10 protein-coding genes are annotated in these 15,597 nt (G+C 55.8%); 3 read left to right on the top strand and 7 right to left on the bottom strand.

Features of this window, described 5'->3' with window-relative positions; translation table 11 throughout:
• The first annotated feature begins 87 nt into the window (after positions 1 to 87).
• Positions 88 to 912 (top strand): MurR/RpiR family transcriptional regulator, encoded by an 825-nt coding sequence (locus tag F0319_RS08030; protein ID WP_024909265.1) that lies wholly within the window; start codon positions 88 to 90, stop codon positions 910 to 912.
• A gap of 358 nt (positions 913 to 1,270) precedes the next feature.
• The gene (locus F0319_RS08025; RefSeq protein WP_149366632.1) at positions 1,271 to 2,380 is read left to right on the top strand and encodes an SDR family oxidoreductase; all 1,110 of its coding nucleotides are present in this window, start codon (positions 1,271 to 1,273) and stop codon (positions 2,378 to 2,380) included.
• A gap of 53 nt (positions 2,381 to 2,433) precedes the next feature.
• Here the strand turns inward: F0319_RS08025 and eno are convergent, their stop codons facing one another.
• The 5 genes from eno to rlmD form a co-directional block, all read right to left on the bottom strand.
• Positions 2,434 to 3,732, bottom strand: a complete 1,299-nt coding sequence (eno, locus tag F0319_RS08020) for a phosphopyruvate hydratase (protein WP_024909267.1) — start codon at positions 3,730 to 3,732, stop codon at positions 2,434 to 2,436.
• Positions 3,733 to 3,814: 82 nt separating this feature from the next.
• Positions 3,815 to 5,452: a glutamine hydrolyzing CTP synthase gene (gene pyrG, locus F0319_RS08015; protein ID WP_032648095.1), complete on the bottom strand. Its 1,638-nt coding sequence runs from the start codon at positions 5,450 to 5,452 to the stop codon at positions 3,815 to 3,817.
• Between the two features lie 223 nt (positions 5,453 to 5,675).
• The gene (mazG, locus tag F0319_RS08010) at positions 5,676 to 6,467 is read right to left on the bottom strand and encodes a nucleoside triphosphate pyrophosphohydrolase (protein WP_149366631.1); all 792 of its coding nucleotides are present in this window, start codon (positions 6,465 to 6,467) and stop codon (positions 5,676 to 5,678) included.
• A 66-nt stretch (positions 6,468 to 6,533) separates the two neighbouring features.
• A complete protein-coding gene (gene relA / locus F0319_RS08005; protein ID WP_008499628.1) occupies positions 6,534 to 8,765 on the bottom strand; it encodes a GTP diphosphokinase in 2,232 nt (743 codons plus the stop codon).
• Positions 8,766 to 8,816: 51 nt separating this feature from the next.
• A complete protein-coding gene (rlmD, locus tag F0319_RS08000; protein ID WP_149366630.1) occupies positions 8,817 to 10,115 on the bottom strand; it encodes a 23S rRNA (uracil(1939)-C(5))-methyltransferase RlmD in 1,299 nt (432 codons plus the stop codon).
• A 57-nt stretch (positions 10,116 to 10,172) separates the two neighbouring features.
• Here rlmD and barA point away from each other — a divergent pair, with 57 nt between their 5' ends.
• Positions 10,173 to 12,932 carry a two-component sensor histidine kinase BarA gene (gene barA / locus F0319_RS07995; RefSeq protein WP_111965439.1) on the top strand — a complete coding sequence of 920 codons (2,760 nt, stop codon included), beginning with the start codon at positions 10,173 to 10,175 and terminating at the stop codon, positions 12,930 to 12,932.
• Between the two features lie 95 nt (positions 12,933 to 13,027).
• Here barA and F0319_RS07990 read toward each other — a convergent pair whose 3' ends face one another.
• Both F0319_RS07990 and gudD read right to left on the bottom strand, forming a co-directional pair.
• Positions 13,028 to 14,167 carry a glycerate kinase gene (locus F0319_RS07990; RefSeq protein ID WP_111965438.1) on the bottom strand — a complete coding sequence of 380 codons (1,140 nt, stop codon included), beginning with the start codon at positions 14,165 to 14,167 and terminating at the stop codon, positions 13,028 to 13,030.
• A 77-nt stretch (positions 14,168 to 14,244) separates the two neighbouring features.
• Positions 14,245 to 15,582: a glucarate dehydratase gene (gene gudD, locus F0319_RS07985; RefSeq protein WP_149366629.1), complete on the bottom strand. Its 1,338-nt coding sequence runs from the start codon at positions 15,580 to 15,582 to the stop codon at positions 14,245 to 14,247.
• Between the last annotated feature and the right edge of the window lie 15 nt (positions 15,583 to 15,597).

Below are 15,597 nucleotides of genomic sequence, written 5' to 3'. Positions count from 1 at the left end.
ACGACGATCATACTTTTTCAAAATGACTGGCATCTTTCCCCCGCTTTCCGCCACACTAGTCGCAGAGAAACGCATTAAGGATCGAGCATGTCAGACCATGAAAACCTGCTGCTGAAGCTACGCCAGGAGGCTTCCGGGTACAGCCCAACACAACAAAAACTCGGCGAGTTTGTCCTCAGCGATCCTGCCCGGGTGCTCTACCTGACGATCACCGAGCTGGCGCGCGAGAGCCACACCAGCGAGGCCAGCGTCACGCGTCTTTGCCGGACGCTGGGCTGCAAGGGCTATAACGAATTTAAAATGGCGCTTGCGCTGGATATTCAGCAGGGCCAGCCCGCGCGTCAGGCGGGCGATGAGATTGATAACGTCGTGGATGAGTCGGTGCAAGCTTTGCAGGATACCGCCCGGCTCCTTGACCGCACGCTGCTTGAAAAGGCCGCACTGGCGCTGCACCAGGCGCAGTCCGTGCAGATTTATGGCGTTGCGGCCAGCGCGATCCTCGGGGAGTATCTGCACTACAAGCTGTTGCGGTTGGGCAAACCCGCGCAGCTGTTCAGCGATATGCACCGCGCGGCCATGAATGCGACAACGCTTTCAAAAGAGACCCTGGTCGTGGCTATCTCCAGTTCGGGTTCAACGCGGGATTTACTCCACGTGGTGAAGCTTGCCCGCAAGCGCGGCGTTAAGGTTCTGGCACTCAGCAATACGCCCCGCAGCCCGCTGGCATCCCTGAGCGACATGCTGCTGGTTGCGGCCAAACCAGAGGGTCCCCTAAGCGCTGGCGCACTCAATGCTAAGGTTGGGGTTATGCTGCTGGTCGAGCTGCTGACCACGTCCATGATTGCGCTGGATGGTCATTACGGCGACGTTAGCCAGCAAACAGCCAGCGCCACGCTTCCCCTTTTGCTCTGAAAATCATTCGCAGGCTAAATAAATCGGCCTGCGACTTATATTGTCTGATTTTCGTTAAGTGGGGTTTTCATCATTTATCCGGCAAATGTTTGGTGTAACAAAGTATTATATTTATTACATTTTGAATTAAGTCCACCATTCGGCACAGACCTTATAAAATCAATTAAATTCAATGAGTTAAAATTTAAATTTTAATAGATTGAATTTTTACCATTGCGATAATGTCCAATATCTTCACCTGATTCCCTTTCCTTAAAATAAGCTTAAGACGCAACTGATTTCGGCGTTTTATTATTTAAATGCCGTTTACTTTTGCCCGCCTACAATCCGCCTCATCAATCATAATGAGACGGTATTAATGAAGATGTTATTGATTACAGGCGTGACCGGATTTCTGGGCGGTGCAGTTCTTGAAAAAATCCTGACCAACGATCAATCCATAGAACTCCTTTTGCTTGCGCGCGCCAGCGATCCGCAGAGCGGGCTGGAGCGCGTGCTGGAGAATATGCGCAAGTTCAACGTTCCTGAGGACAAACTGGCCTCCCTGAATGTGGATAATATCCTGATTGGCGACCTCAGCCAGCCAGAAGCCTTCCTGAACGATCCCCGTCTGGATCGGGTCACGCATGTCGTGAACTGTGCGGCTGTCGCCTCATTTGGTAACAACCCGCTGATCTGGAAGGTCAACGTTGAAGGAACGCTGGCGCTGGCGCGCCGCATGGAGCAGGTCACAGGACTGCAGCGTTTCCTCCACGTCGGCACCGCGATGTCATGCACGCCGGAGCAGGATTCCCTGGTCGCCGAAAGCGCCGAATTCAGAGAGAATGCTGAACACCTGGTGGAATACACGTTTTCGAAGTCAACCATCGAACAGCTGATGCGCCAGGAGTGCCCTAACCTTCCCCTGCTCATCGCCCGTCCGTCCATCGTCGTTGGCCATACCCGTCACGGCTGCACGCCGTCGAGCAGCATTTTCTGGGTCTTTAGCATGGGCCTGATGCTGCAGAAGTTCATGTGCTCAATGGAAGACCGGATCGACGTTGTGCCAGTGGATTATTGCGCCGACGCGCTGTTAATGTTGCTTAACAGCAACGCGCGTTCGGGGGAAGTAGTACACATTTCTGCGGGGGAAGAGAACAGCGTTCGCTTTGCGGATATCGATCAGGCGATGGCGCAGGCGCTGGAGAAAGCCCCCGTCGGGGATAAATATGCCCAGGTCAGCTACGAAACGCTGGTCCGAATGCGCCGCGAGTTGAAACATATTTTTGGCCCATGCAACGAGCGTCTGATGCTTAGAGCCATGCGGTTATACGGTGCGTTTGCGACGCTTAACGTGCGTTTCAGCAACGATAAGCTGTTGAGCATGGGAATGCCCAAGCCCCCCCGGTTTACGGATTATATCGCCCGCTGCGTGCAAACTACCCAGGGGCTGACCATTCCGGAGCAAATGGCGGTCGATTTTAAATAGCCAAAAAAAATGCCAGTCATTCGACTGGCATTTTCATTTTAAGGCTTAAGCAATTATGCCTGGCCTTTGATCTCTTTACGACCGTTGTATGGTGCTTTTTCACCCAGCGCTTCTTCGATACGAATCAGCTGGTTGTATTTAGCAACACGGTCAGAACGGCTCATAGAACCGGTTTTGATCTGGCCTGCAGCGGTACCAACAGCCAGGTCGGCAATGGTAGCGTCTTCAGTTTCGCCAGAACGGTGAGAGATAACCGCGGTGTAGCCAGCGTCTTTCGCCATTTTGATCGCAGCCAGAGTTTCGGTCAGAGAACCGATCTGGTTGAATTTGATCAGGATGGAGTTAACGATGCCTTTCTCGATGCCTTCTTTCAGGATCTTGGTGTTGGTTACGAACAGATCGTCACCAACCAGCTGGATTTTGTCGCCCAGTACTTTAGTCTGGTATGCGAAGCCAGCCCAGTCAGACTCGTCCAGACCGTCTTCGATAGACACGATTGGGTACTGTTTGGTCAGGTCTTCCAGGAAGTGAGTGAACTCTTCGGAGGTGAACGCTTTGTTGCCTTCGCCAGCCAGAACGTATTTACCGTCTTTGTAGAATTCAGATGCTGCACAGTCCATTGCCAGGGTGATGTCTTTGCCCAGCTCGTAGCCAGCAGCTTTAACTGCTTCTGCGATAACAGCCAGTGCTTCTGCGTTAGAACCCAGGTTTGGCGCATAGCCACCTTCGTCACCAACAGCAGTGTTCATGCCTTTAGCTTTCAGAACTTTAGCCAGGTTGTGGAACACTTCAGAACCCATACGTACGGCTTCTTTCAGGGATTTCGCGCCAACTGGCTGAATCATGAATTCCTGAATATCAACGTTGTTGTCTGCGTGCTCACCACCGTTGATGATGTTCATCATTGGTACAGGCATGGAGTATTTGCCTGGGGTGCCGTTCAGTTCAGCGATGTGCTCGAACAGTGGCATACCTTTAGCAGCCGCAGCCGCTTTGGCGTTCGCCAGGGAAACAGCGAGGATTGCGTTCGCACCGAAGTTAGATTTGTTTTCAGTACCGTCCAGATCGATCATGATCTTGTCGATGCCAGCCTGGTCTTTGGCGTCTTTGCCAATGATTGCCTGAGCAATAGGACCGTTTACAGCGCCAACCGCTTTCAGTACGCCTTTACCCAGGAAGCGAGATTTGTCGCCATCGCGCAGTTCCAGCGCTTCGCGAGAACCGGTAGAAGCACCTGATGGAGCAGCAGCCATACCAACGAAACCACCTTCCAGGTGAACTTCGGCTTCAACGGTCGGGTTACCACGGGAGTCGATGATTTCACGACCGATGACTTTAACGATTTTGGACATTAGATTTTCCTCAGTACAAGTTAAACTAAAACTCCAGACAAACAACGCGTACCAAAGGTACGCGTTGCCGTTCTAACTTTTTTTACTTCGCCTGACGCTTCTGGTAGTCGCTGGCGGCTTTAACGAAGCCTGCAAACAGCGGATGCCCGTCACGTGGCGTTGAAGTAAATTCCGGGTGGAACTGGCAGGCGACAAACCACGGATGGTTTGGCACTTCAATGATCTCGACTAACTGATCATCCCCGGAGCGTCCCGCAACACGCAGGCCCGCGGCTTCAATAGGTTTCAACAACATGTTGTTGACTTCATAGCGGTGACGATGGCGCTCGGTGATGACCGGCTCGCCATACAGCTTGCGAACCACGCTATCGTCAGTCAGCTGGCAGGCCTGTGCGCCAAGACGCATGGTGCCACCCAGATCGCTCTTCTCGGTACGGACTTCGACGTTACCTTCTTCGTCACGCCATTCGGTGATAAGCGCCACAACAGGGTACTTACAGTCTGGCACAAATTCCGTAGAGTTCGCGTTTTCCATTCCCGCTACGTTGCGCGCAAATTCGATCAGCGCAACCTGCATACCCAGACAGATGCCGAGGTATGGAATATTGTTTTCACGCGCATAGCGCGCGGTGGCGATCTTGCCTTCTACACCACGGTAGCCGAAGCCGCCAGGGATAAGGATAGCATCCAGATCTTTCAGGATTTCAACGCCACGCGTTTCAACATCCTGCGAATCAATCAGCTTGATGTTCACGGAGACACGGTTCTTCAGACCACCGTGTTTCAGCGCTTCGATCACTGACTTATAGGCATCCGGCAGCTCGATATACTTGCCGACCATACCGATAGTCACTTCGCCTGCCGGATTGGCTTCTTCGTAAATAACCTGTTCCCATTCAGACAGGTTAGCTTCCGGACAGTTCAAGCTGAATCGTTTACAAATATAATCGTCCAGGCCCTGAGATTTCAACAGGCCCGGGATTTTATAAATGGAATCGACATCTTTCATTGAAATAACGGCTTTTTCAGGCACGTTACAGAACAATGCAATTTTCGCACGTTCGTTCGCCGGAACCGCGCGATCGGAGCGGCAAACCAGGATGTCTGGCTGAATACCAATAGAAAGCAGCTCTTTAACAGAGTGCTGAGTCGGTTTGGTTTTCACTTCACCTGCAGCGGCCATATACGGCACCAGCGTCAGGTGCATGAACAGCGCGTGTTCACGGCCAATGTCTACCGCCAGCTGACGAATCGCTTCCAGGAATGGCAGGGATTCGATATCACCCACGGTACCGCCGATTTCAACCAGCACCACGTCGTGGCCTTCGCCACCCGCAACAATGCGTTCTTTGATGGCGTTAGTAATGTGCGGGATAACCTGAACGGTTGCACCCAGGTAGTCACCACGGCGCTCTTTACGCAGAACGTCGGAGTAGATGCGACCAGTCGTGAAGTTGTTACGACGGGTCATTTTGGTGCGGATGAAACGCTCGTAGTGGCCAAGATCCAGATCGGTTTCAGCGCCGTCTTCAGTAACGAACACTTCCCCGTGTTGGATTGGGCTCATGGTGCCCGGATCGACGTTGATGTACGGATCCAGTTTCATCATGGTCACATTAAGGCCACGGGCTTCAAGAATGGCTGCGAGGGAGGCTGCGGCAATGCCTTTACCCAGAGAGGATACGACCCCGCCGGTCACAAAAATATAGTTCGTTGTCATGCTGAACCTGAGAAGTTAGGGTGAAACGATGGAATAACCAGGACGGGAAAGTAGTATACCCGAACACGGCGAGCGCCACAAACTTTCATTCTCCGTCTCCATTCCAGGCCATGACAAACATAAGGAGTGAGAAAATAGCCCCTTTTGGGTAAATGTTTTTGACGCAAATCAAGCGCTTGTCATTTAAAAAATCACACAAATTGCGCTTGATCGCAAAATTTCGTTAGAGATCAGATTCCTGGCGCTTTACTTCCTGCCAGACTTCTTCCATCGCTTCGAGGTCAATACCACTCATTTCCAGGCCGCGCGAGGCGACAATCCGCTCCACTTCGCGGAAGCGGCGTTCGAATTTCAGGTTGGCTTTTTGCAGCGCCGTTTCCGCTTTTACACCCAGGTGGCGAGAAAGGTTGACGGTCGCAAACAGCAGGTCGCCCATCTCTTCCTCAAGCTTTGCTTCATCCACCACCGCCTGCTGCGCTTCATGCATGACCTCGTCAATCTCTTCGTGCACTTTATCCAGCACCGGGCCGAGAGAGGTCCAGTCAAACCCCACCGCGGAGCAGCGTTTCTGGATTTTGTGCGCACGCATCAGTGCGGGCAGGCTCAGCGGAATGTCGTCCAGCGCGGAGTGCTGGGATTTTTCTGCCCGCTCGGCGCTTTTGATCTGCTCCCAGCGGGCCAGGACTTCGGTGCTGTTTCCTGCGGTAGCGTCACCGAAAATATGAGGATGACGGCGCTCAAGCTTGTCGCTGATTGCTGCGCAGATATCGTCAAAGTTAAAGCGCCCTTCTTCCTGCGCCATTTGTGCATAGAACACCACCTGGAACAGCAGATCGCCCAGCTCGCCGCGCAGGTCGTCAAAGTCTTCGCGGGAAATGGCGTCCAGCACCTCATAGGTCTCTTCAAGGGTGTACGGGGCGATGGTAGCGAAAGTCTGCTCTTTGTCCCACGGGCAGCCGTTTTCCGGGTCGCGCAGGCGTTTCATGATGCCGAGCAGGCGGTCGATTTGAGTCATAATTCTGTCCTGATAAAAAAATGCCGGGTGGCGGCGTTGCCTAACCCGGCCTACGGAAGAGGATGTTTAGCCGCCGTGCAGACGACGCGCGTCAATCACATCCGGCACCTGGTTCAGCTTGCCAAGCACGCGGCCCAGCACCTGCAGGTTGTAGATTTCGATAGTCATATCGATGGTGGCAAGCTGCTCGCGGGTATCGCTGCGGCTGGCGACGCCCAGCACGTTGACCTTCTCGTTGGCAAGAATGGTCGTGATGTCACGCAGCAGGCCGCTGCGGTCGTTGGCGGTAACGCGCACCACCAGCGAGTAGCCAGCGGAATAGCTTTCACCCCAGACCGCTTCCACGATGCGCTCAGGCGCATGGGACTGAAGCTCGGCAAGCTGGTCGCAGTCGGAACGGTGAATTGAAATCCCGCGCCCCTGGGTGATAAAGCCGACGATATCGTCCCCTGGAATTGGCTGGCAGCAGCGGGCGATGTGATGCATCAGGTTACCTACACCCTCGACCACCACGCGGCCGTTGTCTTTACTGCGCTGCTGCGGCGCGTAGGTTTTCTGCTGCAGCTGCTTCAGCGCCGCCGCATCCTGCTCTTCCGCGCTTGGCTTATTGAACTGCGCCTGCAGGAAATTCACCATCTGATTCAGACGAATATCACCGCCGCCAATGGCCGCTAACAGCTCGTCAAGCTCGTTGAAGTTGTAGCGCGGCAGCAGGAATTTTTCCGCCTCTTTCAGACTTATCCCGATATGCTCCAGCTCGTCGTCGAGGATCTGGCGACCGGCAAGGATGTTCTTGTCACGATCCTGCTTACGGAACCAGGCGTGAATTTTCGAGCGCCCGCGGCTGGTGGTGACGTAGCCCAGGTTAGGGTTAAGCCAGTCCCGGCTCGGGTTGGGCTGCTTCTGGGTAATGATTTCAATCTGGTCACCCATCTGCAGCTGATAGGTGAACGGTACAATACGCCCGCCGATTTTCGCCCCGATGCATCGGTGTCCCACATCGCTGTGGATATGGTAGGCAAAATCAAGCGGCGTAGAGCCGGCCGGCAGGTCGACAACGTCCCCTTTCGGCGTAAAGACATACACCCGATCGTCAAAGACCTGGCTGCGCACTTCGTCGAGCATCTCGCCGGAATCAGCCATCTCTTCCTGCCACGCAATCAGCTTGCGCAGCCAGGCAATGCGGTCTTCGTGGCCAGAACGCGCACCGCCGGAGGTGCCTTCTTTGTATTTCCAGTGCGCGGCAACGCCCAGCTCGGCGTCTTCATGCATCTGTTTGGTGCGGATCTGAATCTCAACCGTTTTACCGCCAGGGCCAAGCACCACGGTATGGATAGACTGGTAGCCGTTCGGTTTTGGGTTGGCGACATAGTCGTCGAACTCATCGGGCAGATGACGGAAGTGAGTGTGTACTATCCCCAGCGCGGCGTAGCAGTCCTGCAGACGCTCCGCCACGATGCGCACGGCGCGCACGTCAAACAGCTCGTCAAAGGCGAGGTGTTTCTTCTGCATTTTGCGCCAGATGCTGTAGATATGCTTAGGCCGACCATAGACTTCGGCGCGCACGTTCTCTTCTTTCATCGCCTGGCGCAGGCCGCCGACAAACTCCTCGATATAGTGCTCGCGGTCGATACGGCGCTCGTGCAGAAGTTTGGCAATCCGTTTATATTCCGCCGGGTGCAGATAGCGGAAGCAGTAATCTTCCAGCTCCCATTTCAGCTGACCAATCCCTAAGCGGTTCGCCAGCGGCGCATAGATGTTCGTACACTCTTTGGCGGCCAGCACGCGCTCGTCTTCCGGCGCATCCTTTACCTCTCGCAGGTGGGCAATACGCTCGGCCAGCTTGATGACCACGCAGCGGAAATCATCCACCATGGCCAGCAGCATCCGGCGAACGTTATCGACCTGCTCTGAGGAGACGGAATCGGTATGAGCGGCTTTAAGCTGACGAATGGCCGCCATATCGCGCACGCCGTGGATCAGCGCGACGACGGATTTGCCGACGCTGTCGCGCAGCACGTCTTCGCTGACCACGTCCGCATCCGCGAGGGGGAAGAGCAGCGCGGCCTGCAGCGTTTCGATGTCCATGTTCAGCATGGACAAGATTTCAACCATCTCAACGCCGCGCCACAGGAGAAGATCGGCGTCGGGATGCCCCTGCGTGGTGCGCAGACAATAGGCCCAGGTTTCGGTTAAGCGTTCACACGACTGCTGGCTGGAAATTCCCAGACTTGCGATCCATTTTTGTGGGTCAAACTCCCCAGCTTTATTGAGATGTGCACTTCTTACCGCAACCATTGTCCTCTCCTTTAGGGACCAGGGCCTGTCGAAGTCGACAAGCCAAACAAATTAGATGTGCTCGAACAACACCATCGATTCCAGATGCCCAGTGTGCGGGAACATGTCCAGCATTGCCAGACGCTGAATCTGGTAACCCGCGCTGAGTAATGCCTCGCTGTCCCGGGCAAGCGTTGCCGGGTTACAGGAAACATAGACCACACGCTTTGGCGCGAGTTTAATAATATGTGCCATCACGCCCGGGGCACCGGCACGTGCCGGGTCGAGCAAAATTTTATCAAAGCCCTGCTTTGCCCACGGCTGTTGGGTGACATCGTCCTCAAGATTTTGATGAAAGAATGTCACATTTTGCAAGCCGTTCTGCCGCGCGTTCTCCTGCCCTTTCGCCACCAGCGCCTCAACGCCTTCCACGCCGACGACGCTGGCCGCTTCTCGCGCCAGCGGCAGCGTGAAGTTGCCCATTCCGCAGAACAGATCGAGCACCCGATCGCTTTTCTGAACGTCCAGCCACGCCAGCGCTTTCGCCACCATCTGCTGGTTAACGCCATCATTGACCTGAATGAAATCCCGCGGGCTAAACGTTAAGCGTAGCCCGTTTGACGCATACCAGGGCGCCTCACCGGTAACCTGCTCAAGTATCTCGCTTTGTGGTGCCAGGAAAAGCGCCAGGTCGTGGGAATGCGAAAAGCGTTCCAGTTTTTCGCGATCTTTTTTCGACAGCGGTGCGGTGTGGCGCAGCACCATCAGCGGGCCATTGTTTGCCATGACCAGTTCGACGTGCCCGAGATGGCGTACGCCGTCCAGCCCGGAGAGGCAGATGCGCACTTCCGGAAGTAATGCCTCAAGATGGGGCGCCAAAATGGGGCACTGCTTCACGTCAACGATGTCGCTGGAGCCGGCCTTGCGAAACCCCATCTCCAGACGTTCCGTTTTTGGCTGATAGCTGAGGCTCAGGCGCGCGCGCCGACGATAGCCCCAGGGCTCGTCGGCAACAATTTCGTTAACGTCATGTTTGAGCAGACGCGCCAGCGCGCGGCTTTTACTTTTTTGCTGTAATTCTGTGCTCGCATGCTGTTGCTGGCAGCCGCCGCAAACGCCAAAATGCGGGCAGCGGGGCTTCTCGCGCTCCGGGCTATCGTTGAGACGACGCTTAACCTGTCCGCGCGCGAACTGACGTTTATCTTCCGTCAGCGTAATTTCTGCTCGTTCTGCTGGCAGTAAACCTGTTATAAACAGAGTCTTACCATTGTGACGTGCTACTCCCTGACCAAACGGATCGAGGTCCGTGGCTTCAACAGTAATGATTTCACGCGTCGTCACGCGTCGCTTTGCAGAGTAGAATTGCGCCATCGCCGAGATTTTTCTCACATAAACATAATTATCTTAATTGTCCCATAACGGAACGCCATGACCAACTACAGCCTGCGCGCGCGCATGATGATTTTGATCCTCGCCCCCACCGTTCTCATCGGTTTGCTGCTGAGTATCTTCTTTGTGGTGCACCGCTATAACGATTTGCAGCGGCAGCTGGAGGATGCAGGCGCCAGCATCATCGAACCGCTTGCCGTATCCAGCGAGTACGGCATGAACCTGCAAAACCGCGAATCCATTGGGCAGTTAATCAGCGTACTCCACCGCCGCCACTCGGACATCGTACGCGCCATTTCCGTTTACGACGAACATAACCGGCTGTTTGTCACCTCGAACTTTCATCTCGATCCGGCGGCCCTGAAGATCCCGGACGGTACGCCGTTCCCGCGCCACCTCACCGTATTGCGGCGCGGCGATATCATGATCCTGCGCACGCCGATCGTGTCGGAAAGCTATTCCCCCGATGAGTCCGCGCAATCCGACGCCAAATCCAGCAATAATATGCTGGGATATGTGGCGCTGGAGCTGGATCTCAAGTCGGTCCGGCTACAGCAGTACAAAGAAATCTTCATCTCTGGCGTGATGATGCTGTTCTGCATTGGCATTGCGCTGATCTTCGGCTGGCGCCTGATGCGCGACGTGACGGGCCCCATCCGCAACATGGTTAACACGGTTGACCGCATCCGCCGGGGACAGCTCGACAGCCGTGTGGAAGGCTTTATGCTGGGCGAGCTGGATATGCTGAAAAACGGCATCAACTCGATGGCGATGTCGCTGGCGGCGTATCACGAAGAGATGCAGCACAACGTTGACCAGGCGACGTCCGACCTGCGCGAAACGCTGGAGCAGATGGAGATCCAGAACGTTGAGCTGGATCTGGCGAAAAAGCGCGCCCAGGAAGCGGCGCGTATTAAATCGGAATTCCTTGCCAATATGTCGCATGAGCTGCGCACGCCGCTCAATGGCGTGATCGGCTTTACCCGCCTGACGCTCAAAAGCGAGCTCAACCCCACTCAGCGCGATCACCTGCACACCATTGAACGCTCGGCCAACAACCTGCTGGCGATCATCAACGACGTGCTGGACTTCTCCAAGCTGGAAGCGGGCAAGCTGATCCTGGAAAGCATTCCCTTCCCGCTGCGCAGCACGCTCGATGAGGTTGTGACGCTGCTCGCGCACTCATCGCACGATAAAGGCCTGGAGCTGACGCTTAATATTAAAAACGACGTGCCGGATAACGTTATTGGCGATCCGCTGCGCCTGCAGCAGGTCATTACCAACCTTGTCGGGAATGCCATTAAATTCACCGAAAGCGGTAATATCGACGTCCTGGTAGAGAAACGCTCTATCAGCAGCAATAAGGTTCAGATTGAAGTCCAGATCCGCGATACCGGCATCGGTATTCCGGAGCGCGACCAGTCGCGTCTGTTCCAGGCGTTCCGTCAGGCGGATGCCAGTATCTCCCGCCGTCATGGCGGCACCGGTCTGGGGCTGGTGATCACCCAGCGTCTGGTGAACGAGATGGGCGGCGATATCTCTTTCCACAGCCAGCCAAACCGCGGTTCAACCTTCTGGTTCCACATTAATCTGGACCTTAATCCGAACGTGCTGACCGACGGTCCGATGACGGACTGCCTGAAGGGCAAGCGACTGGCCTATGTTGAGCCTAACGCCGCAGCGGCGCAGTGTACGCTCGACATATTAAGCACCACGCCGCTGGAGGTGGTCTACAGCCCAACCTTCTCCGCCCTGGCCGTTGAGCATTATGACATCCTGCTGATGGGGATCCCGGTCACCTTTACCGGCGAGCTGACCATGCAGCAGGAGCGGCTGGCGAAAGCCGCGTCGATGACCGACTATCTGCTGCTGGCGCTGCCTTGCCACGCTCAGCTGAATGCAGAAGAGTTAAAAAATGACGGAGCCGCCGCGTGTCTGCTAAAACCGCTCACCGCGACCCGTCTCCTGCCCGCGCTCACGGAGTATTGCCGTCTTAGCCAGCATGCCCTTCCGCTGATTAACGATGAGCAAAAATTGCCGATGAGCGTGATGGCGGTGGATGATAATCCGGCCAACCTGAAGCTCATTGGCGCATTGCTTGAAGACCAGGTTCAGCATGTTGAGCTGTGCACCAGCGGCGCGCAGGCGGTTGAACAGGCTAAGCAGATGCAGTTCGATTTAATCCTGATGGATATTCAGATGCCGGGCATGGACGGCATCCGGGCCTGCGAGCTGATCCACCAGTTGCCGCATCAGCAGCAAACGCCGGTCATTGCGGTCACCGCACATGCGATGGCGGGCCAGAAGGAGAAGCTGCTGAGCGCCGGGATGAACGATTACCTGGCAAAGCCCATCGATGAAGAGAAACTTCATAGCCTGCTGCTGCGATATAAGCCGGGTCATATCGGCGGGACGTACACGGTTTCCAGCGAGCAGGCTGAGGTAAGCGTTAATCAGAACGCCACCTTTGACTGGCAGCTTGCGCTGCGCCAGGCGGCAGGTAAACCCGATCTCGCCCGCGACATGCTGCAAATGCTGGTCGCGTTTTTGCCTGAAATTCGCAATAAGGTGGAAGAGCAGCTGGTGGGTGAAAATCCGGAAGATCTGCTGGACGCGATCCACAAGCTGCACGGCAGCTGCGGGTACAGCGGCGTGCCGCGGCTGAAAAACCTCTGCCAGCTGCTGGAGCAGCAGCTGCGTGCCGGTACGCCGGAATCGGAGCTTGAACCGGAGTTCCTGGAGCTGCTGGATGAAATGGATAATGTGACGCGGGAAGCGATGAAGGTGTTGGGGAGCTAAGGTAAATGCCCGGTGGCGCTACGCTTACCGGGCCTACAATTGCGGGTGCGGCCTGATGCCCTCACCCCGCCCCTCTCCCACAGGGAGAGGGAGAACTACATTCCCTGCCCCACTTTCAGCACCGCAGCGATATTCCTTGCGGTCATCCTGACGTTCTCGCTGGCATTTTCCAGCGCGTCTTCCAGCGAGCAGATGGTGTAGATAACGCTAAACACCGCATCAATGCCGTGATCGTGTACGACGCCAACGTCCGCCGTCAGGCTGCCTGCAATGCCGATAACGGGTTTGTTAAAGCGTTTCGCCACCTTCGCCACCCCCACCGGGACTTTGCCGTGGATCGTCTGGCTATCAATGCGGCCTTCACCGGTGATCACCAAATCCGCATCGGCCACCTGGTCGGCCAGGTGTAGCGCATCGGTCACGATCTCAATGCCCTGGCGCAGCTGCGCGCCGCAAAAGGCGTACAGCGCCGCCCCCATGCCACCCGCCGCTCCGCCGCCAGCAAGGTTTAGTACGTCGATATCCAGATCCCGGGCAATGACTCTCGCATACTGCGCCAGCGCGTTGTCCAGGGTGACGATCATCTCAGGTGTGGCACCCTTTTGCGGGCCAAATACGGCTGACGCACCGTCCTTTCCGGTAAGCGGATTCGTGACATCACATGCAACTTCTATCCGACACTCCGCCAGACGTCTGTCCAGCCCGCTCAGGTCGATACGCGCGAGTTTTCCCAGTTCGCCTCCGCCCTGCCCAAGAGGTTGTTCGCTCGCGTCGAGCAATTTAGCGCCCAGCGCCTGCACCATCCCTGCTCCGCCGTCATTGGTGGCGCTGCCGCCAATGCCAATGATGATATGCTTAACGCCCGCATCCAGCGCATGCCGAATCAGTTCGCCCGTGCCCCAGGAGGTGGTTTTCAGGGGATTACGCTGTGAAGGGACGACCAGCTCCAGGCCGCTTGCCGCCGCCATTTCAATAAAGGCACTCTGCTCGTCACCGGATAAGCCATAAAACCCGTCCACGCGCTCACCCAGCGGGCCGGTCACCGGAACATGCACAATGCGTCCATGCGTTGCCGCGATCATCGCCTCAACCGTCCCTTCGCCACCGTCCGCGACCGGGATTTTGACGTAAACCGCCTCGGGAAAAATCTCGCGAAAACCACGCTCTATCGCTGTCGCAACCTCAAGCGCACTCAAACTTTCCTTATACGAGTCCGGTGCGATAACAATTTTCATAAGCCATCCTTACGCATAGTCGTTACGTTAAGCATACACCACGTAAAAGACCGCTCATGGGAGCGGTCCCAATGCGTTTATCGTACCATGCACGGGCGTTTATTGTCGAATGTCCAGTCGGGGATCAGATACTGCATCGCCATCGCGTCATCGCGCGCGCCCAAACCGTGTTTCTGGTACAGCTCATGGGCCTTCATCACCTGGTCCATATCCAGCTCAACCCCCAGCCCCGGAGTGGAAGGCACCTGAACCATGCCACCTTTGATTTCAAACGGCTGTTTAGTAAGACGCTGATTACCCTCCTGCCAGATCCAGTGCGTGTCGATAGCGGTAATCGTCCCCGGAGCGGCAGCGGCAACGTGCGTGAACATTGCCAGCGACACGTCGAAGTGGTTGTTAGAGTGCGAACCCCAGGTCAGGCCAAACTCATGACACATCTGCGCCACGCGCACCGAGCCCTGCATCGTCCAGAAGTGCGGGTCCGCCAGCGGAATGTCGACAGACTGCAATGACAGCGTGTGTCCCATCTGACGCCAGTCTGTGGCAATCATATTGGTCGCGGTTGGCAGCCCCGTTGCGCGGCGGAATTCCGCCATCACTTCACGGCCCGAGAAGCCTTGTTCAGCCCCGCACGGATCTTCCGCATACGCCAGCACGCCTTTCAGCTGTTTACCAATTTTGATCGCTTCATCAAGCGACCATGCTCCGTTAGGATCCAGCGTCACGCGCGCCTGTGGAAAACGTTTTGCCAGTGCGGTGACGGCTTCCGCCTCTTGTTCCCCGGCCAGCACGCCGCCCTTCAGTTTGAAATCATTAAAGCCATATTTTTCGTACGCGGCTTCCGCCAGGCGCACCACCGCATCCGGGGTCATCGCCTCGTCGTGGCGGAGTCGGTACCAGTCGCATTGTTCATCAGGCTGGCTCTGATACGGCAGCGGTGTCAGCCTGCGGTCGCCGACAAAGAACAGATAGCCCAGCATTTCCACTTCGCTGCGCTGCTGTCCTTCACCCAACAGCGACGCGACGTTGACGCCCAGATGCTGACCCAACAGATCCAGCATCGCGGATTCAATCCCGGTCACCACGTGAATGGTGGTACGCAGATCGAAGGTCTGCAGGCCTCGTCCCCCGGCATCGCGATCGGCAAAGGTGTTGCGCACGGTGTTCAGGACATTTTTGTACTCACCCAGCGTTTTGCCCACGACCAGCGAAATGGCATCTTCCAGCGTCTGGCGGATCTTCTCCCCGCCCGGAATTTCGCCCACGCCGGTATGGCCGGAATTGTCTTTGATAATGACAATATTGCGGGTAAAGAATGGCGCATGAGCGCCGCTCAGGTTCATCAGCATGCTGTCATGGCCCGCAACCGGAATGATTTGCATGGAAGTGACGACAGGGGTCGTAAAGGTACTCATCGTGTAATCCTTTTA

Origin of the sequence: Enterobacter vonholyi (assembly GCF_008364555.1) — a bacterium.
Lineage (GTDB): Bacteria > Pseudomonadota > Gammaproteobacteria > Enterobacterales > Enterobacteriaceae > Enterobacter > Enterobacter vonholyi.
The sequence above is the reverse complement of the archived record's forward strand: the minus strand, read 5'-3'. Positions and strand labels throughout refer to the sequence as shown.

Coding starts and splice junctions, on each gene's coding strand:
- F0319_RS08025 (WP_149366632.1), top strand. CDS start 1,271: ATGAAGATGTTATTGATTACAGGCGTGACCGGATTTCTGGGCGGTGCA.
- gudD (WP_149366629.1), bottom strand. CDS start 15,582: ATGAGTACCTTTACGACCCCTGTCGTCACTTCCATGCAAATCATTCCG.
- F0319_RS07990 (WP_111965438.1), bottom strand. CDS start 14,167: ATGAAAATTGTTATCGCACCGGACTCGTATAAGGAAAGTTTGAGTGCG.
- barA (WP_111965439.1), top strand. CDS start 10,173: ATGACCAACTACAGCCTGCGCGCGCGCATGATGATTTTGATCCTCGCC.
- relA (WP_008499628.1), bottom strand. CDS start 8,765: ATGGTTGCGGTAAGAAGTGCACATCTCAATAAAGCTGGGGAGTTTGAC.
- pyrG (WP_032648095.1), bottom strand. CDS start 5,452: ATGACAACGAACTATATTTTTGTGACCGGCGGGGTCGTATCCTCTCTG.
- mazG (WP_149366631.1), bottom strand. CDS start 6,467: ATGACTCAAATCGACCGCCTGCTCGGCATCATGAAACGCCTGCGCGAC.
- F0319_RS08030 (WP_024909265.1), top strand. CDS start 88: ATGTCAGACCATGAAAACCTGCTGCTGAAGCTACGCCAGGAGGCTTCC.
- eno (WP_024909267.1), bottom strand. CDS start 3,732: ATGTCCAAAATCGTTAAAGTCATCGGTCGTGAAATCATCGACTCCCGT.
- rlmD (WP_149366630.1), bottom strand. CDS start 10,115: ATGGCGCAATTCTACTCTGCAAAGCGACGCGTGACGACGCGTGAAATC.